Origin of the sequence: Pseudomonas fragi (assembly GCF_002269505.1) — a bacterium.
GTDB lineage: Bacteria > Pseudomonadota > Gammaproteobacteria > Pseudomonadales > Pseudomonadaceae > Aquipseudomonas > Aquipseudomonas fragi_D.
The window spans coordinates 1-19,098 of sequence record NZ_NQKQ01000017.1 but is presented as its reverse complement, the minus strand read 5'-3'; the positions used below and the strand labels follow the sequence as shown (position 1 = coordinate 19,098).

General features: G+C 59.4%; 17 protein-coding genes and 1 pseudogene. 3 read left to right on the top strand and 15 right to left on the bottom strand.

What is annotated here, in order from left to right; all coding sequences use genetic code 11:
* Positions 1–16: 16 nt before the first annotated feature.
* Positions 17–625 carry a tRNA-(ms[2]io[6]A)-hydroxylase gene (locus CJU81_RS15440; protein WP_095037340.1) on the bottom strand — a complete coding sequence of 203 codons (609 nt, stop codon included), beginning with the start codon at positions 623–625 and terminating at the stop codon, positions 17–19.
* A gap of 220 nt (positions 626–845) precedes the next feature.
* Here CJU81_RS15440 and CJU81_RS15435 point away from each other — a divergent pair, with 220 nt between their 5' ends.
* Complete coding sequence (locus tag CJU81_RS15435) at positions 846–1,709, top strand: universal stress protein (RefSeq protein ID WP_095004479.1); 864 nt, start codon at positions 846–848, stop codon at positions 1,707–1,709.
* A gap of 4 nt (positions 1,710–1,713) precedes the next feature.
* Here CJU81_RS15435 and CJU81_RS15430 read toward each other — a convergent pair whose 3' ends face one another.
* On the bottom strand, positions 1,714–2,184 hold the full coding sequence (locus CJU81_RS15430) for a DUF1289 domain-containing protein (RefSeq protein ID WP_095001720.1): 471 nt from the start codon (positions 2,182–2,184) through the stop codon (positions 1,714–1,716).
* A 406-nt stretch (positions 2,185–2,590) separates the two neighbouring features.
* Between CJU81_RS15430 and acnB the strand changes: the two genes are divergently transcribed.
* Positions 2,591–5,191 (top strand): bifunctional aconitate hydratase 2/2-methylisocitrate dehydratase, encoded by a 2,601-nt coding sequence (acnB, locus tag CJU81_RS15425; protein ID WP_095037339.1) that lies wholly within the window; start codon positions 2,591–2,593, stop codon positions 5,189–5,191.
* Between the two features lie 69 nt (positions 5,192–5,260).
* On the opposite strand, the gene CJU81_RS15420 is transcribed toward acnB, so the two are convergent.
* Positions 5,261–6,331, bottom strand: a complete 1,071-nt coding sequence (locus tag CJU81_RS15420; protein ID WP_029611582.1) for an AI-2E family transporter — start codon at positions 6,329–6,331, stop codon at positions 5,261–5,263.
* 119 nt (positions 6,332–6,450) lie between these two features.
* Positions 6,451–6,690: a sulfurtransferase TusA family protein gene (locus CJU81_RS15415; RefSeq protein ID WP_016782295.1), complete on the bottom strand. Its 240-nt coding sequence runs from the start codon at positions 6,688–6,690 to the stop codon at positions 6,451–6,453.
* 120 nt (positions 6,691–6,810) lie between these two features.
* Here CJU81_RS15415 and CJU81_RS15410 point away from each other — a divergent pair, with 120 nt between their 5' ends.
* Entirely contained in the window at positions 6,811–8,241 is a 1,431-nt protein-coding gene (locus CJU81_RS15410; protein WP_095037338.1) for a M48 family metalloprotease, read from the top strand.
* Between the two features lie 39 nt (positions 8,242–8,280).
* Here CJU81_RS15410 and nadA read toward each other — a convergent pair whose 3' ends face one another.
* The 11 genes and pseudogenes from nadA to CJU81_RS15355 form a co-directional block, all read right to left on the bottom strand.
* Positions 8,281–9,339: a quinolinate synthase NadA gene (gene nadA / locus CJU81_RS15405; RefSeq protein WP_016782293.1), complete on the bottom strand. Its 1,059-nt coding sequence runs from the start codon at positions 9,337–9,339 to the stop codon at positions 8,281–8,283.
* Positions 9,340–9,552: 213 nt separating this feature from the next.
* A complete protein-coding gene (locus CJU81_RS15400) occupies positions 9,553–10,239 on the bottom strand; it encodes a type 1 glutamine amidotransferase domain-containing protein (protein WP_095037337.1) in 687 nt (228 codons plus the stop codon).
* An 84-nt stretch (positions 10,240–10,323) separates the two neighbouring features.
* Positions 10,324–11,286, bottom strand: a complete 963-nt coding sequence (locus tag CJU81_RS15395) for a type II secretion system F family protein (RefSeq protein WP_095037336.1) — start codon at positions 11,284–11,286, stop codon at positions 10,324–10,326.
* A gap of 24 nt (positions 11,287–11,310) precedes the next feature.
* Positions 11,311–12,297, bottom strand: a complete 987-nt coding sequence (locus tag CJU81_RS15390; protein ID WP_095029598.1) for a type II secretion system F family protein — start codon at positions 12,295–12,297, stop codon at positions 11,311–11,313.
* The gene (locus CJU81_RS15385) at positions 12,294–13,733 is read right to left on the bottom strand and encodes a CpaF family protein (protein WP_095037335.1); all 1,440 of its coding nucleotides are present in this window, start codon (positions 13,731–13,733) and stop codon (positions 12,294–12,296) included. The genes CJU81_RS15390 and CJU81_RS15385 overlap by 4 nt, the downstream gene beginning before the upstream one ends.
* 3 nt (positions 13,734–13,736) lie before the next feature.
* The gene (locus tag CJU81_RS15380) at positions 13,737–14,954 is read right to left on the bottom strand and encodes an AAA family ATPase (RefSeq protein WP_095037334.1); all 1,218 of its coding nucleotides are present in this window, start codon (positions 14,952–14,954) and stop codon (positions 13,737–13,739) included.
* Positions 14,948–15,451 (bottom strand): TadE/TadG family type IV pilus assembly protein, encoded by a 504-nt coding sequence (locus tag CJU81_RS15375; RefSeq protein WP_095029601.1) that lies wholly within the window; start codon positions 15,449–15,451, stop codon positions 14,948–14,950. The genes CJU81_RS15380 and CJU81_RS15375 overlap by 7 nt, the downstream gene beginning before the upstream one ends.
* Entirely contained in the window at positions 15,451–15,921 is a 471-nt protein-coding gene (locus tag CJU81_RS15370; protein WP_095037333.1) for a TadE/TadG family type IV pilus assembly protein, read from the bottom strand. Before CJU81_RS15370 ends, CJU81_RS15375 begins: the two co-directional genes overlap by 1 nt.
* Positions 15,922–15,929: 8 nt before the next feature.
* Entirely contained in the window at positions 15,930–17,270 is a 1,341-nt protein-coding gene (locus CJU81_RS15365) for a TadE/TadG family type IV pilus assembly protein (RefSeq protein ID WP_254924884.1), read from the bottom strand.
* 40 nt (positions 17,271–17,310) lie between these two features.
* On the bottom strand, positions 17,311–18,117 hold the full coding sequence (cpaB, locus tag CJU81_RS15360) for a Flp pilus assembly protein CpaB (RefSeq protein ID WP_095037331.1): 807 nt from the start codon (positions 18,115–18,117) through the stop codon (positions 17,311–17,313).
* A 12-nt stretch (positions 18,118–18,129) separates the two neighbouring features.
* Positions 18,130–19,008, bottom strand: a pseudogene (locus CJU81_RS15355) (AAA family ATPase); the annotation flags it as partial.
* Positions 19,009–19,098 lie beyond the last annotated feature (90 nt).

Sequence of the window (19,098 nt, the reverse complement as noted above, 5' to 3'; positions counted from 1 at the left end):
AGGGTATCTACGGGACTCAAGCGGCGGCTGGTACACCGCTATGAAAGCGGAATTCAACATCAGGCGACTCGATCAACTCCTGCTCCGCCGCCCTCACCCGCTCGATAACCTGGGCTATATCCTTGGCTTCACCGTATTGATAAGCCAGTTTCAGGTAGCCCTGAAAATGCCGCGCCTCACTCTTGAGCAAACCGAAGTAGAACTTGCCGAGTTCTTCGTCCAGATGGGGCACCAGGGCCTCAAAACGCTCGCAGCTGCGGGCCTCGATAAACGCACCCACCACCAGCGTGTCCACCAGTTTGACCGGCTCATGATTGCGCACCACCTTGCGCAGCGCCGAGGCATAGCGCCCGGCCGACAGCTGGCGCAGCTCGATCTTGCGCTTTTTCATCAGGCGCATGACTTGTTCATGGTGCACCAGCTCTTCACGGGCCAGGCGCGACATCATGTTGATCAGGTCAACATGGGAGTGGTACTTGGCGATCAGGCTCAGCGCCGTGCTGGCAGCCTTGAACTCACAGTTTTTGTGATCGATCAGCAAGGTTTCCTGATCGGCCAACGCAGCCGCGATCCAGCCGTCAGGCGTGCGGCAGCCCAGGAACTCATGAATTTCAGGAAGAATCACACGCACACTCCCGACAAAGGGGAGTTGCCCGGCAGACCGGCAGAGTTTTGAACGATTGCTGACATGAGGCTCACAAAGACTGAATTGAGGCGAGCCGGGGATTATACGGGCCCGGACGCGCAGCACCAACGGCACAACTTGATATGCATCAACGCAGGGTCAACTGCCAAGCAACTATAGTGAATGCACGCCGCTTCTATTACTTGTGGAGTCACCGGTCATGCACAGCATTAACAGCCTGTTGGTCGTCATCGAGCCTCACCTGATGGAAAGCCTCGCACTCAAGCGGGCCAAGCACATTGCCAGCCACACCAAGGCGCACCTGCATCTATTGATCTGCGATAAAAAAAATGACCACTCAGCCCTGCTGAGCGTGCTTGAAAGCAGCCTCAAAAGTGAAGCCTACAACGTGACCAGCGAGCAGGCCTGGCACGAAAGCCAGCACGCGACCATCATCAAGGTGCAGCAGGCGCACAATTGCGGTCTGGTGATCAAACAGCATGTGCCCGACAACCCGCTGAAAAAGGTCCTGCTGACCCCGGAAGACTGGAAACTGCTGCGCTACTGCCCAAGCCCGGTGCTGCTGGCCAAGACCAGCCGCTCATGGGAGCACGGCGTAGTGCTGGCAGCCGTCGATGTTGGCAACAATGACCCCGAGCACATGGCCCTGCATTCAAGCATTGTTGACCACGGTTTTCGCGTCGCCAGCCTGGCCCACGCCCAACTGCATGTGGTCAGCGCCCACCCGGCGCCGATGCTGGCGACGGTTGATGCGGTCTACCCGCTGGATACCGAGCTGGAGCAGATCTATCGCGCTGAATGCAAAGTCTTCCAGCAACAATGCGAAATAGACGACGATCGCCTGCATATCGAAGAAGGTCCGGCGGACGTAATCATCCCGCGAGTAGCCAAAAGCCTGGACGCCGTGGTCACCGTGATGGGCACCGTCGCCCGCACCGGTTTTTCCGGGGCGCTGATCGGCAATACCGCCGAAGTGGTCATCGACAAGCTGGAAAGCGACATTCTGGTGCTCAAGCCCGATGAAATCGTCGAGCACCTGGAGCAACTGGCGAGCAAGCTCTGAGCGCTTACTCGCCAAACGCGTCCTTCAGAAAGCCCGGAGCGATATAGCGCTGATAATGCGCTTCGGACAGGAGGAAAAATTCCCGATCAATGGCATCGCGAAGATCGGTCAGCGGCCAGCCGCGAAACTCCGGCAACAGCACCATGCCGTACAGCTCCAGCTGATTGATCACCCGCGCCCCGCGGGCAATCAGCTGGTAGGCCCAGCAATACTCGGACTGGGCAGGCACAAAGCGGATTTTGCGCGCCACCAGCTGGTCACGCAGCGTGGCCCGGTCGAACACTTCGACCTTGCCGGCCATCACCTGCACCAAAAGCTGCTCCAGCCGACGCCACACGGCACGCTTTTCTTCCTCGTTGTAACCGTTCCAGTTGATCACTTCATGGTGGAAACGCTTGCAACCACGGCACACAAGGTCACCGTAAACCGTTGAGCAAAGGCCTATGCAGGGGGTCTTGATGGTTTGATTGGACATGGCGAAATAGAGCACTGCAGAACGAAACAGGTGGCCATGTTAGCCCTTTGTCTAACGCAGATCACCCCTCAACCTTCAGGGCCTAACTTACCTTTAACAAGTTTTTACCGTAGAATCGGCCTGCCTTTTAAGGCGCCAATGTCCGTTAGAAGCTGTTTTCAAAGCGTCACGAGCACAGTTGATCCCGAAGAACGGTGTTGGTGAGGGGTGTTTGCACTGCAGATACCCGCACCAACATTCATCATCTCCCCCGTTCGGAAGGCGTAAAACTTTGAAAACAGCTTCTGTTGGGAATCCTTGAAACTCTGGCCAAGCGGCTCATAAAGCCGCGCAGCGCATGAGTGCTCGGCATTCCTGGATGAGCGTCCCGGACACCCATTTGGGACCAATGATGAGGGTAATAACTGTGCTTGAAGCCTACCGCAAACATATCGAAGAGCGCGCAGCACTGGGTATCGTTCCCCAGCCGCTTAACGCCGAACAAACTGCAGGCCTGGTTGAGCTGCTGAAAAACCCGCCTGCCGGCGAAGAAGAATTCCTCGTTGACCTGATCACCAACCGCATTCCGCCGGGTGTGGACGAAGCTGCCTACGTGAAAGCCGGCTTCCTGGCCGCGATCGCCAAAGGCGAAGCCTCCTCCCCGCTGATCAGCAAAAAGCGCGCGGTTGAACTGCTTGGCACCATGCAAGGCGGCTACAACATCGTGACGCTGGTTGACCTGCTGGACGACGCGGAGCTGGCACCGGTTGCCGCCGAGCAGCTCAAGCACACCCTGCTGATGTTTGACGCCTTCCACGACGTCGCTGAAAAAGCCAAGAATGGCAATGCCCACGCCAAAGCCGTGGTGCAATCCTGGGCTGATGGCGAGTGGTTCCAGAACCGCCCTACCCTGGCTGACAAAATCAGCCTGCGCGTGTTCAAGGTAACCGGCGAAACCAACACCGACGACCTGTCGCCGGCACCGGACGCCTGGTCGCGCCCTGACATCCCGCTGCACGCCCTGGCCATGCTGAAAATGGCCCGTGACGGTATCGTGCCGGACGTTCAAGGCTCCATCGGCCCGATGAAGCAAATCGAAGAAATGCGCGGCCAGGGCTTCCCTATCGCTTACGTCGGTGACGTAGTCGGTACCGGTTCGTCGCGTAAATCGGCAACCAACTCCGTACTGTGGTTCTTCGGCGACGACGTCCCTTATGTACCGAACAAGCGTGCCGGCGGTTTCTGCTTCGGCAGCAAAATCGCTCCGATCTTCTACAACACCATGGAAGATGCTGGCGCACTGCCAATCGAATTCGATGTTTCCAACATCAACATGGGCGACGTGATCGACCTGTACCCGCACGCAGGCAAAGTCTGCAAGCACGGTACTGACGAAGTCATCACCACCTTCGAACTGAAAACTCCGGTTCTGTTGGACGAAGTTCGCGCTGGCGGCCGTATCCCGCTGATCATCGGCCGTGGCCTGACCGAGAAGGCTCGCGCTGAGCTGGGTCTGGGCCCTACCGATCTGTTCAAGAAGCCTGAAGCACCGATTGAAAGCACCAAGGGTTTCACCCTGGCGCAGAAAATGGTTGGCAAGGCGTGCGGCGTGACCGGCGTTCGTCCGGGCACTTACTGCGAACCGAAGATGACCACTGTAGGTTCTCAGGACACCACCGGTCCCATGACCCGTGACGAACTGAAAGACCTGGCGTGCCTGGGCTTCTCCGCTGATCTGGTGATGCAGTCGTTCTGCCACACCGCGGCCTATCCAAAGCCGATCGACGTGACCACCCACCACACCCTGCCTGACTTCATCATGACCCGTGGCGGCGTGTCCCTGCGTCCGGGCGACGGCATCATCCACAGCTGGCTGAACCGCATGCTGCTGCCGGACACCGTCGGTACCGGTGGTGACTCGCACACCCGTTTCCCGATGGGCATTTCGTTCCCGGCCGGTTCGGGCCTGGTGGCGTTCGCCGCAGCCACTGGCGTAATGCCACTGGACATGCCGGAATCGGTTCTGGTTCGCTTCAAAGGCGAAATGCAGCCGGGCATCACCTTGCGTGACCTGGTTCACGCCATTCCTTACGTCGCAATCCAGCAGGGTCTGTTGACGGTAGAGAAAAAAGGCAAGATCAACGAATTCTCGGGTCGCATCCTGGAAATCGAAGGTCTGGACAACCTGAGCATCGAGCAAGCCTTCGAACTGTCCGACGCTTCGGCAGAACGTTCGGCAGCCGGTTGCACCATCAAGCTGTCCAAAGAATCGATCACCGAATACCTGAACTCCAACATCACCCTGCTGCGCTGGATGATCGGTGAAGGTTACGGCGATGCGCGCACCCTTGAGCGTCGCGCTCAAGCGATGGAAGCCTGGGTGGCCAATCCTGAGCTGATGGTTGCCGATGCTGACGCCGAATACGCGCACATCATCGAAATCGATCTGGCTGACATCAAAGAGCCTGTGCTCTGCGCGCCAAACGACCCGGATGACGCCCGTCTGCTGTCCAGCGTTGCTGGCGAGAAAATTGACGAAGTGTTTATCGGTTCGTGCATGACCAACATCGGCCACTTCCGCGCTGCGGGCAAGTTGCTGGACAAGGTCAAAGGCCAGCTGCCAACTCGTCTGTGGCTGTCGCCGCCGACCAAGATGGACGCTCACCAACTGACCGAAGAAGGCTACTACGGCATCTACGGCAAAGCTGGCGCGCGCATGGAAATGCCGGGCTGCTCGCTGTGCATGGGTAACCAGGCACGTGTAGAGCCGAACTCGACTGTTGTGTCGACTTCGACCCGTAACTTCCCGAACCGTCTGGGTGACGGCGCGAACGTTTACCTGGCTTCGGCCGAGTTGGCGTCGGTGGCCTCGATCCTGGGTCGTCTGCCTTCCGTTGAGGAATACATGGCCTACGCGGCAGAGATCAACACCATGGCTGCGGACGTATACCGCTACCTGAGCTTTGATCAGATCGCCGAATTCCGTGAAGCGGCTGCAAATGCCAATATCCCGGTTATTCAAGCGTAAGCTGATGCAGTAACGAAAAAGCCCCGGTTCGCAAGAGCCGGGGCTTTTTCATGTCTGGCGTTCAGTGAACTACAGCAGCGGTGACACGACTTGCTGCTCTCGCGGCCAGGCATCGAGCACGGCCTTGAACAAGGTCGCCAGCGGGATGGCAAAGAATATCCCCCAGAAACCCCACAACCCGCCAAACAACAGCACCGCGCAGATGATCGCCACCGGGTGCAGGCTCACCGCCTCGGAGAACAGCAGCGGTACCAGCACATTGCCGTCCAGGGTCTGGATGATCCCGTAGACCGCCATCAGATAGATAAACTGATCGCTCCAGCCCCACTGGAACAGTGCAATCAGCAGCACCGGTACTGTCACTACCACTGCCCCGACATAGGGCACCACCACCGAAACCCCCACCAGCAGCGCCAGCAAGGCCGCATAGTTGAGGCCCATGGTGACAAAGGCGATATAGGTCACGCCGCCACAAATGATGATCTCGATCACCTTGCCGCGAATGTAATTGGCAATCTGGCGGTTCATTTCTTCGGCCACGCGGGTAATCAATGCCCGTTCGCGAGGCAGATAGCCGCGCACCCAACGGCCAATGACCGCGCGGTCCTTGAGAAAGAAAAACACCAGGATCGGTACCAGCACCAGATAGATCATGATGTTGACCAGCAACGGCAGACTGGACAGCGAAAAGGTCAGTGCCAGTTGACCGAACTTGCCGATTTCACCCCGTGCGACTTCGATGGCCTGTAACACCTGTTCATCCGACACCAGATGCGGGTAGCGCTCAGGCAACAACAGCAACAACGATTGCCACTTGGCAAGCATGCCCGGCAGCTCGTTGAACAGCGTGATCAACTGATGCCAGAGCAAAGGCACCACCACTACCAGAAACACCAGCAACAAACCCATAAACAGCGCAAACACCAGCCCGACCGCCGCAGCGGCCGGCACCCGCATGCGCTCCAGTGCCACCACCAGGCCCTGCATCAGATACGCCAGCACCATGCCCGCCAGCACGGGTGCCAACATGCCGCCCAATGTCAGAACGGCAGTAAACGCCAGCACCAGCAATACCGCGAGCACCACCGCTTCTTCATCAGAGAAATAGCGCTGCACCCAACCACGTAAAACCTTGAACATCGATATTCCTTAAAAATAGAGCGGCACGTCTGTGGGAGCGAGCCTGCTCGCGAAAAGATCGCATTAGTTATCGCGACCTTCGCGAGCAGGCTCGCTCCCACAGCGAGGTCTAGCAAGACTCAGGCCTTGCGTAACCAGTAGCGATAGGTGCCAGCGTCCTCTTCTTCACGCAGCAGCTCATGGCCCGCCAGACGTGCGAAGGTACGAAAATCACGTTGTGAGCCTGCGTCCGTGGCAATCACCTTGAGGGTCTGGCCACTGCCCATCTTGTTCAGCGCCATCTTGGCCTTGAGCAGCGGTAACGGGCAATTCAGGCCCGCAGCATCCAGTTCGGCATCATGGGCCAGCACATCAGTCATTGCGTACGTCTCCACAGGGGGCATTTTTTATGCCGGCTAGAATACCCCAAGCAACCCCGCCACTGGTCGCCAGCCGAGTGTCCAGCTACAGTAAGCGCTTTACCAACCAGAGCTTTGTGCATGACTTTTCTGCGCCCTACCCTGTTGACGCTCGCTTGCCTGCTCGCATCACCGAGTTTCGCCGACGATTTACCGTCTCTGGGTGACGCCAGTTCGTCCATTGTCTCGCCGCAACAAGAGTACCAACTGGGCCGCGCCTGGCTGGCCATGTTGCGTAGCCAGGTGTCACAGCTCAACGATCCGCAGCTCAAGGACTATGTCGAGACCAGCGTTTACAAACTGGTCGAAACCAGCCAGGTGCAGGATCGCCGCCTCGAATTCATCCTGATCAACAGCCCGCAGCTCAACGCCTTCGCCGCACCTGGCGGGATCATCGGGGTTAACGGTGGTCTGTTCCTCAACGCCCAGACTGAAGGCGAATATGCCTCGGTCATGGCCCACGAACTGGCCCACTTGTCCCAACGCCACTTTGCCCGTGGCGTGGAAGCCCAGCAACGTATGCAGTTGCCAATGATGGCCGCGTTGCTCGCCGGGATCATCGTTGCGGCCTCTGGCGCAGGGGATGCCGGCATTGCTGCTATTGCCGGCACCCAGGCTGCGGCCCTGCAGGAACAACGGCGCTTCTCGCGTCAGAACGAGCAGGAAGCTGACCGAATCGGCATTCTCAATCTGGAAAAGGCCGGTTACGACCCGCGCTCCATGCCCACCATGTTTGAACGTCTGATGCGCCAATACCGCTTTGATGGCCGGCCGCCGGAATTCCTGCTGACTCACCCGGTCACCGAATCCCGTATCGCCGACACCCGCAACCGCGCCGAACAGGCCCGGCCAGGCGGCACTGAAGACAGCCTGCGCTATCAGTTGATCCGCGCCCGGGTGCAGCTCAACTACGAAGAAACCCCCGGGCTGGCCGCCAAACGTTTTCGTCAGCAACTGGATGAAAACCCGAAAAACGACGTAGCCCGTTATGGCCTGGCGATTGCCTACATCAAAGGCAGCCAGTTCAATGAAGCCCGCGAGACCCTCAAGCCGCTGCTGGATAAATCGCCCAACGACATCACCTATAACCTGGCGCAAATCGAGCTGGACATGGACAGCAACCGCCTGGCTGACGCCCAGCAACGTATCGACCGGATGCGCACCCTGTACCCGGGCAATTATCCGCTCAACCAGGCCCGGGTTGATTTGCTGCTCAAGCAAAACAACCCCAAGGAAGCCGACAAAGCCCTTGAGGCGCTGCTCAAAAGCCGCCCTGATGACCCGGATGTCTGGTATTCGGTTGCCGAAACCCGGGGTCTGTCAGGCAATATCATCGGCCTGCACCAGGCCCGTGCGGAGTACTTTGCGTTGGTGGGGGATTATCGTCAGGCTATCCAGCAACTGGACTTTGCCCAGAAGCTGACCAATAACTTCCAGCTGTCGGCACGCCTGGACGCGCGCAAGCGGGAGCTGATGGATCAGGAACGGGCGCTCAAGGAAATGATGAACTGAGCCTGACTGGCTCAGTTCCTGGGGGAGCGGGCTAGCTAATCAGGCATTCCCCGCCAGCTTCAACCGCGCCGCCTGGGTGAAATCGAGCATGCGCTTGAGCGGGCGAATGGCATGGGGCACCAGTGCAGGGTCAACGAAAATCTCGTTCGTACCCTGCTGCAAACACTCCAGCGTGCGCTCCAGGGTATTCATGGCCATCCACGGACAATGCGCGCAACTGCGGCACGCCGCACCGTTACCCGCAGTCGGGGCCTCGATAAACACCTTGTCCGGGCACAGCTGCTGCATTTTGTAGAAAATGCCGCGATCCGTCGCCACAATAAAGGTCTTGTTGGGCAGGTTCTGCGCCGCAGCAATCAACTGGCTGGTAGAGCCTACCGCATCCGCCAGATCGATCACCGACTCCGGCGACTCCGGGTGCACCAGGATCGCAGCATCCGGGTACAGCGCCTTCATGTCTTCCAGCTGCTTGGACTTGAACTCTTCGTGAACGATGCAGGCACCGTCCCACAGCAGCATGTCGGCACCGGTCTGGCGCTGGATATAACGACCCAGATGCTTGTCCGGCCCCCAGATAATGGTTTCACCGTTATCCATCAGGCTTTCGACGATCTCCAGCGCGCAGCTTGACGTCACCACCCAGTCCGCCCGGGCCTTGACCGCCGCCGACGTGTTGGCATACACCACCACCGTGCGTTCGGGATGCTTGTCGCAAAACGCCGAGAACTCCTCCACCGGGCAGCCCAGATCAAGAGAACAGGTGGCCTCCAGCGTCGGCATCAATACGCGTTTTTCAGGCGTGAGGATTTTTGCGGTTTCGCCCATAAAGCGCACACCGGCAACCAGAATGGTCTTGGCCGGGTGAGCCGCGCCAAAGCGGGCCATCTCCAGGGAATCGGAGACACAGCCGCCGGTTTCTTCGGCCAGGGCCTGAATCACCGGATCACAATAAAAGTGCGCCACCAGCACCGCGTCGCGGGCTTTCAGTTCAGCCGCGATCTGCGCCCGCAGGCTGAGGGCTTGAGCCTCAGTCAACGGCTTGGGCTGCTTGGCATCAAGGTGGGCTTGAACCAGAAGTCGTTCAGAAATTTGCGTCATGTTCGCAAGACCTGCAAGCGCTGTTGCGCGAAAGTCGAGTGTACCACCAGCTCCGGGCCGTCAAGCCCCGCTGGGAGAATGTATGTATCAGGCACGGACAAGCACTGAAGCGCGACAAGGCTACAGAATATCCTTGGGATTCAAAAGTTTAATGTAGGTATTACGCGGGCCGATGCAGGCTGACAGGCCTGCATCGGCTTTAGAAAGGGTGTTTTACTCAATGGCCGCCAGCACCAGCTCCGCTACCGGCCCGCCCGATGCCGGGTTTTGCCCGGTAATCAGGCGCCCATCAGCGATGGCGAACGGTGCCCATGGGGTACCGGCTTTTTGATACAAGGCACCACGCTTCACCAGCTCGATTTCGGTCAGGTACGGCACATGCTGGCTTAGCCCGGCCAAGTCTTCCTCTTCATTGGAAAAACCAGTGACTTTCTTGCCCTTGACCAGCAGTTCACCATTGCTCAGTTTGATGTTCAGTAAACCCACAGCGCCATGACACACCGACGAAACCACCCCGCCGTGCTCATAGATATGACGGCTGAGGGCTTGCAGTTTCTCGTTGTCAGGGAAATCCCAGATCACGCCATGGCCGCCCGCGTAATAAATGGCAATGTAGTCATCCGGGTTGACCTGATCCGGCGTCAGCGTCGCCCCGAGCCGGTTCATGAACGCCTTGTTGTGGTACCACTGCCAGTCGATCGGCGAGGCCATCTCGGCTGCCAGGCTGTGGGGGTCGATCGGCGTGTACCCACCTTGCGGGCTGACATAGTCGACGGCATAGCCTGCGGCCTCGACCTTGTGCACAAAATGCACCGCCTCGCCCAGCCATAAGCCCGTCGCGCGATCAAGGTTCGGGTATTTCTCGACGCTGGTCAGTACCACCAAAATCTTCTTGCTCATGGTCAACCTCCTGTTTGTGCGAACACCGGCAAACCGGTGGGAACAAGAGCATAGACCACGCCAATGCACATTCGTCCTGTGAGCTCAAATCTTGCCAAACACCTTGAACACACTGATGATCGCAGGCCCGATGGCCACCAGAAAAAAACTCGGCCACAGGCAGAAGATCAGCGGAAACACCAGCTTGGTACCGACTTTGGCGGCCTTTTCTTCAGCCAGCTGGGTACGTCGATCGCGAAACTCTTCAGCATAAATCCGCAGGGTGGTACCCACACTGGTACCAAAGCGAATGCTTTGTGCCAACAAGCTGACCAGCCCGCGGATATCTTCCAGCCCGGTACGCTCAGCCAGGTGCTTGAGCGCTTCGGTACTGGGCACACCGGCCCGCACCTCGGCGTTGACCAGGGCCAGCTCCATGGCCAGGTCAGGCTGGCTGACAGCCATTTCCTCCGCCACCCGTTCAATCGCCTGGGGCAAAGCCAGGCCTGATTCCACACACACCACCATCAAGTCCAGGGCATCCGGGAAGGCAATCAGCAGCTGTGACATGCGCGACTCCTTGCGCGAACTGACATAGATCGCCGGCACCAGCCAGCCTACACCGAGCGCCACGGCCAGTATCCCGCACCCCAGCAGCAGTGACATGTTGGGAATAAACGGTAATGCCATAACCGTAATGCCCAGCAGCACCAGGGGCAGCAGTAGACGAATTGCCCAGTACACCTGCACCGCAGACGGCGAGCGATAACCGGCATGAATCAGCAGGATCCGGGTGGCCGATGCCCCCCGGGTCTCACCGGAGCTGAAACGCTGCCCGACCTGTTCAAGCATCATTTGCAGGTTGCTCGGCGGCGCCCGGTGGCCTGCACCGTGACCGCGCTTGATCAGCATCAAACGCCGCTGCACCGGGCTTTGCAGCCCCTTGACCAGCATCGCTAGCGTCGCCACCACCAGCACCACGCTCAGGCCGATAAGCCCGGAAAACAGCATTCGGGTCAGTTGCTCGTCACCCACCATGCGGTTGATCAGTTCCAGTAAATAGTTCATGTCACCCTCCAGGGCGAGCCGTGTTCAAACCTGAATCCGGATGATTTTGCGAATCCAGAAAATCCCGATGATCATGGCCACAAAAGCCCCCATGATCAGCTTCTGACCCATGGGCTCCTTGAACAGCAGGGGCATGTAAGTCGGGCTGGAAATCAGGATGGCCAACGCCAGCACAAAGGGCATCGACACCAGAATCCAGCCGGACATACGCCCTTCGGCCGAGAGCGTCTTGACCTTGCGATGGAAGCGGAAGCGTCCGCGAATCAGGCTGCTGAGGCGGGTCAGCACCTCGGTCAGGTTACCGCCGGTTTCACGATGGATCAGCACCGTGGTCACCAGCATCATCACCGTCATGCTGGGCACGCGCTCCAGCAGGCCGAGCATGGCCCGGCGCACATCATTGCCATAGTTGATATCGGCAAAGGCCAGACCGAACTCGTAAGCCACCGGCCCGTGATGTTCTTCGGCAACCAGTTGCAGGGTTTCGTTAAAAGGATGCCCGGCGCGCAAAGCGCGGCACATGGCATCCAGCGCATCGGGCAAGCCCTCTTCGAACTGGGCGAAACGCTTGATGCGATCGTGGGAAATCTTCCATATGGGTAGCCAGAAGCAGACAAACGCCGCTGGCAATGCCACCCACCACAGTTGCAAGAACGACCACAACACCAGCCCCACCGCCGTAGCCAGCACCAGCCCCAGCAGTAGAACGCGGTAGGCCCTGTATTCATGGCCGGCCTGCTCGATCATCTGCGCCAGGGTTTCCATCATCGGCAACTGCTCGAGGCGGGCCTCAAGGGGTGGCAGACGCCGCAGGTATTTCTGGCGCAGGATCGACTGCATATTGGGCAGGTTACTCGCCCGCTCCAGCAGGTTCAGGCGCCCGCGAATGCGCTTGCGCACCTGATTGGCCTCACCGAACACCGGAATCGTCAAACCCTGACTGAGCAGGAACATGGCCGTGAACACCATGCCCAGGAACGCCAGGATAAATTCGCCAGGAACCTGATTCATGACTGCCCCTCCATCCATTCCGGCCGGAACAGGCTGAGCGGCAGCTCAATACCCCGTTTGGCCAGCACATCACGAAATGCCGGCACCATGCCGGTTGAGCGGAACTCGCCCAGCACTTCCCCTTTCTCGCCCATGCCGCTGCGTACAAAGGCGAAGATCTCGGTCATGGTAATGATGTCGCCTTCCATGCCATTGATTTCCTGCACGCTGACCAGGCGCCGGGTGCCATCCTCCTGGCGCTCCAGCTGGATCACCACGCCGATGGCCGAGGCAATTTGCTGACGCATGGCCTTGATCGGAAAGGTGGCGCCACTCATCGACACCATGTTTTCGATCCGCCCCAGCGCGTCGCGAGCCGTGTTGGCGTGGATGGTCGTCAGCGACCCGTCGTGGCCGGTATTCATGGCCGTCAACATATCCAGCGCCTCGGCGCCACGCACCTCACCGATCACGATCCGGTCCGGGCGCATACGCAGGCTGTTGCGCACCAGTTCACGCTGACCCACCTCGCCACGCCCTTCAATATTCGCGGGGCGGGTTTCCAGGCGCACCACATGGGGCTGCTGCAATTGCAGTTCGGCGGAGTCTTCAATGGTGACGATGCGCTCGTTGTGCGGGATAAAGCTGGACAGCACATTGAGCATGGTGGTCTTGCCGCTGCCGGTGCCGCCGGAGATCAGCACATTGAGCCGCCCGCGCACGATGGCCTTTAGCATCAGGGCAATAGCCGGAGTCAGGGTGCCCATCTGCACCAGGCTCTGGGTATTGAGCAGGTCCACGGCGAAGCGGCGGATCGACATGCTCGGCCCGTCGATGGCCAGCGGCGGGATGATCGCGTTGACCCGCGAGCCGTCCTTGAGCCGTGCATCCACCAGGGGCGAGGACTCATCGATGCGCCGCCCGAGGCTGGAGACGATGCGGTCGATGATATTGAGCAGATGATGATCGTCGCGAAAACGCACATCGGTTCTCTGCAGTTTGCCAAAGCGCTCGACGTACACCGAGTCAAAACCATTGACCAGAATGTCCGATACGCTGCTGTCACCCAATAGTGGCTCCAGCGGCCCGAGGCCCAGCACCTCGTCGGTGATTTGCTTGATGATCAGTTGACGGCTGCTGGTACTGACCGGCGCTGAGTACTCGTCCAGCAGGCGCAAACTGATCTCACGAATCTGGCGCCCGGCGTCGGCCAGCTCCAGGGTGTCGAGCAAGGACAGGTCCATGACCTTGAGCAATTGCTGGTAAATCTTCTCCCGCCACTCGGCCTCCATGGAGCTGAGCTTGGTGCGGGTTTCATACACCACATCCGGCACTACGGCTTCCCAGGCCATCAATACACTGGTGCAATCGGCGCCCTCGACGGGCGGTGCCATCACTTCTGCCGAGGCCAGCTTGCCGGCTTGCTGACGCAGACGATTACGAAAGTCGCTGAGCATGGCTTATCCTCCAAACAGACGGTTGAATGTACGTTTGAGCAAACCCGCTTCAGCGGCCTCGATGCCAATCAGGCTCTGACTCAGTTCACGCAGGCTCAAGGTGATGCTGGCACGGGGAGCATGCAGCTCCAGGGGTACCCCGGTGTTCTGGCTTTCACTGACCACCGCATAGTCATTGGGCAGTTTTTGCAGATCCGCGCAGCGCAAGGCTTCGCTGATGTCCTTGGGTTTGAAGGGCGACGCCTTGTCAAAACGGTTGAGTACCACATGCAGACGATTGCCCTGCACGCCCAGGTCGTCGCGCAGAATGCGCACCAGGCGGTTGGCGTCCTGCAGATGGCTCAAGCTTTGTTGCAGCACGATATAGACCCGGTCCGACTGTTCCAAGGTGATGCCGGTGAGGTGATCGATATGCCGCGGTAAATCCACCACGACCCAGTCATAGGTGCTGCGCGCCAGTTTCAGCAAACTATCCAGCTGCTCCAGGCGGATGTCCTGGGACAGGCACAGTTCATCGTTCCGTCCGCCCAGCACATGCAAACTGGGGCTGAAATGACTGCAAAAACCACGCAACGCCACGCTGTCCAGGGTATCGATCTGTTGCAGCACATCGGTATGGCTGTGGGTGGGCAGCACATCCAGGCTGTGAGCCAGGCTGCCGAATTGCAGGTCCAGGTCCAGCAGCAGGGTTCTGCCGCCCTGCACACTCAATTGATGGGCCAGATTGCAGGCCAGCATCGAGGCCCCCGAACCGCCCTTGGCATTCATCACCGACACCAGCTTGCCCTTGCTCCCCTGCTCGCTGTGCAGCTCCATTTGCACGCGGTCCAGCGCCGACTGCAAGTCGTTGGCCGACACCGGCTCCGGCAAGAAGTCACGGGCCCCGGCCTGCATCGCCAGGCGCATGCCTTCGAGCTCATCCAGCGGCCCGCACACCAAGAGTGGTGGACGTTCTTTAAGCGGGTGCTGCAACAGCGCCGCCAGCTCCTCGCGCCATAAATGGCTGACGCGCAGCAGCAGAAAATCAGGCATCTGCTCCAGGCCATAGAGCGGGTCGGTGTGGCCATTGCTCACCAGCCGCGTGCTCACCTGCAGATGGGGAATGCCCTGGCTCAAAGCCTTGAGATGGTTCAAGGCCACGGCATCACGGCCGCTGATCAACAGGCGCATTCCCTGACGGTCTGATGACACAGCCGCCGTCACCTCTCGGACACTCAACATGGCGTAATCCCCGGTGTAACCGCCGGATCAGGCTGGCGACCAAGACTCTCACGAGGCACGGTCGACCTGAACGTGGGCAGAATGAAGACCCCCCTGAAACCGGGGATCAACAGATTGAAACTGAAGTTGGTGAGCTGCAGTTGCACATAGCGAATGGCGGCAAAACCGCTGGCCCCCACCAGATCATTGGGACTGGCAACCACTGCACCGTTGGCGTCCAGATAGATAAGGTTCAGATTGGCACTGGTCAGGCTGGCTATCAGGCTGCTTGGCCCGGCATTGCCCGCTGTATTGAACATGGCACGACGCAGGATGATCGGGTCCTGGATATTGCACACCGCTGCCAGCCGCGCGCCGCGACGCACCGACTCGCTCAGCACGTTAACGGTGAAGTACAGCCGGCCCATTTCCAGTGCACCAAACAGCAGGGTGAACAGCACCAGAGCGGTGATGGCGAACTCGACGATATACACGCCGCCCATGCGTTTGCGGTTCATCACAAGGCCCTCATTACGACCGTTGAAGTCAGCAACAGGCCCAGTGGCACGCTGCTGCCATACAGCGCAGGAATGGCGCTGCCCAGCGCCGGGACAAAGGTGTAGGCAATGCTGACCCGTACATGGTTGGTGCCCACCGCACTGACCGTGACATTACCGGTGGTCAGGCCCGGTGCCGCCGCCGGGTATCCATTGGGGTTGGCCGGCAGGCCGTAAACGGCAACGTTTTTGGTCTTGGTGACCAGCGCCGCGTTCAGATCCAGCGTACCCAGGGTTGTGTTCCACGCCTGGCTGGCCACATAACGCCCTGCATCACGGCTGGCCTGCTGCAAGCTGTTGTACTGGAACAGCATGCGGCCGAACTCGGCGAAGGCCAGCATCAGCAACACCAGCAGCGGCAGGGTCAGCGCCAGCTCGACCATCGCCAGGCCCCGCTGGGCGCGGGACGACCTGAATCCACAGCGTCTCATGGAGCCTCCTAGGAGTCGGTGCTCGGCGTCTGGTTGTTGTCGATATAGGTTTTGTACAGCTGGATCACCTGTGGCCCGGCGTTGGCCGACGGGTTGGGGCCCGGCACGTTGTCGCCTTCACACACGCTGACGAACTGGCCGAAAATCTGCGCTTCATTACCCTGCTGAGCGGCTGGCTGCATCACGTAATAGCAACCAAAGCCCAGCACCGGAATCGCCGAGGCTCCATCGTTTTTGCCTGAGCAATCGCCGATCACGATTTTCAGAATCCGCCGTTCAAATACACCATTGCCCTGGCAACCGGCGCCGCCTCCCACACAAGCAGCCTCGTCCTGCTTCCAGTCGTTGTAGTCATACAGGGCACCGCTGCTGGTGGACAGGTTGCCGCTGCTGGAAGTGACCGTCTTGCCGTCATACAGAATCGGCGCAGGTGAACCGGCGTAGGTAAACGACTTGGGATTGACCGTAATCACCAGATCCGGCGGATAGTCAGAAGCGCTGAGGCCACCCTTGTATTCGTTAAAGCGCGTATTGAGGCCCTGGGAGGCCGGGCCCACGGTGTTGCCCGGTTTGGTCTGGGCGGTTGCACCGACGATATTGCACTGATTGATACCTCCCGCCAGTGCTTCCCTGACCGTCTTGCCGCCCGAGCCAAAGTCCAGCAGCTGAAAATTCCCCGGGCCAATGGCAGAGTTATTACCCGCAGCAGTTTTCAGCACTTGCAGGTCACCGAACTTGAAACCCCAGAACATCCCCGCTGCCGGGTTGTTTTGTGTAGGGTCGCCGCACACCAGCAACGGGGTCAGATCACAGGGACCGCTGCTCGGGCTGGGCCCGGCAGTGGCCACCGCCGCGACGGCCTTGCCGGTGGCGTTGCCGTTGTCCAGCGCCTGAAATACGCCCCAGAAAAAACTGCTCAGGGGATAGTTGTTCACCGTCACCCGGACAAAGGTCGCATTGGTCGGCCCCGGGAATGAAAACGGCCCGTAGACACTGGTCGCCAGTTCCACCTTGGCAAAGCCTGACGGGTTGGCCGTGACGGCCCTGCCCAGTTCCTCGTTGCCCGTCGCACTGGCGTTGAGGCTCAGGGTATTGAGGGCCGCTGTTTGCGTCAGGCTGGCCGAGCCGGTCGCGCCAACCACCATGCTCAGCGTCTTGGCCCCGCTCAACGCCGCCGCATCCACTGCGTTTTGCAGGCGAGTTTTGTTCAGCAGCATATGGCTGCCGTCCAGAGCCAGGGCGCCCATCAACAAGAGCGAGGCCATGGCAATCACCACCAGGACAAGCATGGCGCCGCGCTGTTGCCGGGGAAATGCGCTGCGGGGCTGTTGGATACGCGCGTTCATGATGCTTCACCTTGATAGTCTTGCGCTGCCGCTGCCCGGCCCTCTACATCGCTTTTTCTACCGTGGCCGCGACACCGCGAATCACGATCACGCTACCGTCATTGGCCGGTGCACGACGGCGAGCAACCGGCTTGGCCATCACGGCCGGCAGTACTGGCTCCGCCATGGCAACGGGTTCAGCCGCAATGGGTGTCTTGTTGTTATCCAGCGGGTTGCGCAAGGCCAGTTGCACCTTGCCAGCGCTCATGCCCTTGACCAGCACTTCGGCCTGGGCGGGAGTCATTTCCAGAGTGACCGCACGCACCACCACCGGTTGGGTCTTGTCAGTGCTGGCGGTCTGGTCAACGGCCAATACCCGCAGGTCCTGGAGAATGGTCTTGGACTCGGCGTTGCCTTCAGTGCCGACCTGCCGGGTTGCCAGCACGTCGACCCGATTACCCGGCAGCAGGAAACCGCCGACGCCAACCACGTCATCCACCCGCACCGAAATGGCCCGTTTGCTGGGCTCGATCAGCGAGGCCAGGGTGCTGCCGCCCATATGCTCGGCCAAGCGTGCCCCACGCAGAATGTCGCCGCGCAGCAGGGAGAAGGTGGCGATTTTACCGACCACTTTTTCAGTGGCGTCGAAGGCGTCTTCGGGGGCTGCATCCTTGGGCATGCGCACCACCGTCACTTGCTGGGGCTCGATCATCTGCCCGAAAGCGATTTCCACCGTGGCAATCACCACGTTTTGCTGGTTGTCGTCGGGGCTGGTGTTAAGCCGTGCCGAGAGCCAGTTGTTGGCCATCCAGGTAGCGCCCAGCCCGAGGATCACGGACAGGACAATCAAAGTCAGCGTGCGCGTATTCATGACGGTAACTCCTTAGCCAAGAAAATCGAGTTGGACGAAATAGTTGCGCCACGCCCACTCAAGCTCCTGAGTAGTCAGTGGCCCCGCCCCCTCCAGATAACGCTGGCGATCGCACGCCATATTCAACAGATCCCGGGGATGACATGGCACCAGGGGCATGTTTTCGGCGCCATAGAGATCGTGAAGCACAAAGCTGAGCAACAGCGGGTCATAGGGAATGCCCAGGCGCTGCGTCTCTTGAATCCAGATGCGTTCGTATTCGCCAGGCTTGAGGTAGCCAAATTGCAGCTTGTAGCCAATGCGCCGCAAAAATGCTTCGTCAGCCAGCTCCAGCGGATTGAGGTTGGTGGAGAACACCAGAATCAGGTCAAACGGCAGCTCGCAGTGGCGTCCGCCCCCCAGGTTGAGGAAGTCGCGGCGCTCTTCCATGGGCACAATCCAGCGGTTCAACAATTCGCCCGGGGTCATGCGCTGACGACCCAGATCATCGATGATCAGCAGGCCGTTACTGGCCTTGAGTTGCAACGGTGCCTGGTACTGACGGGCATAAGGGTCATACCGCACATCCAGCTGTTCCATCGTCAACTCACCGCCGGTGATCACGATCGGCCGTTCGCAGCACAGCAGGCGACGGTCTATGCCCTCATTGAGCATCAAGCCGTTTTGATGTTCGTCATCGCCCAGGCGTTTGTGTACCTGAGGGTCGTAGATCTCGATCACCGATTCATTGATGGCGATGGCATGGGGCACCCAGATCGCTTCGGCAAACAAGCGGATCAACCGGCTGCTGACATAGGTCTTGCCGGTACCCGCAGGCCCGTAAATCATGATGGCGCGCCCGGAGTTCAGGGCAACGCCCAGTTGGTCGAGCATGCTTTGCGCCAGCACCATCGAACCGAAACAGTGAATCGCCCCTAGTTTCGTAGACACCTCCAAGCCTTAAAATGAGGCCCATTAGGAGGTGCCATGAGCAACCAGCGA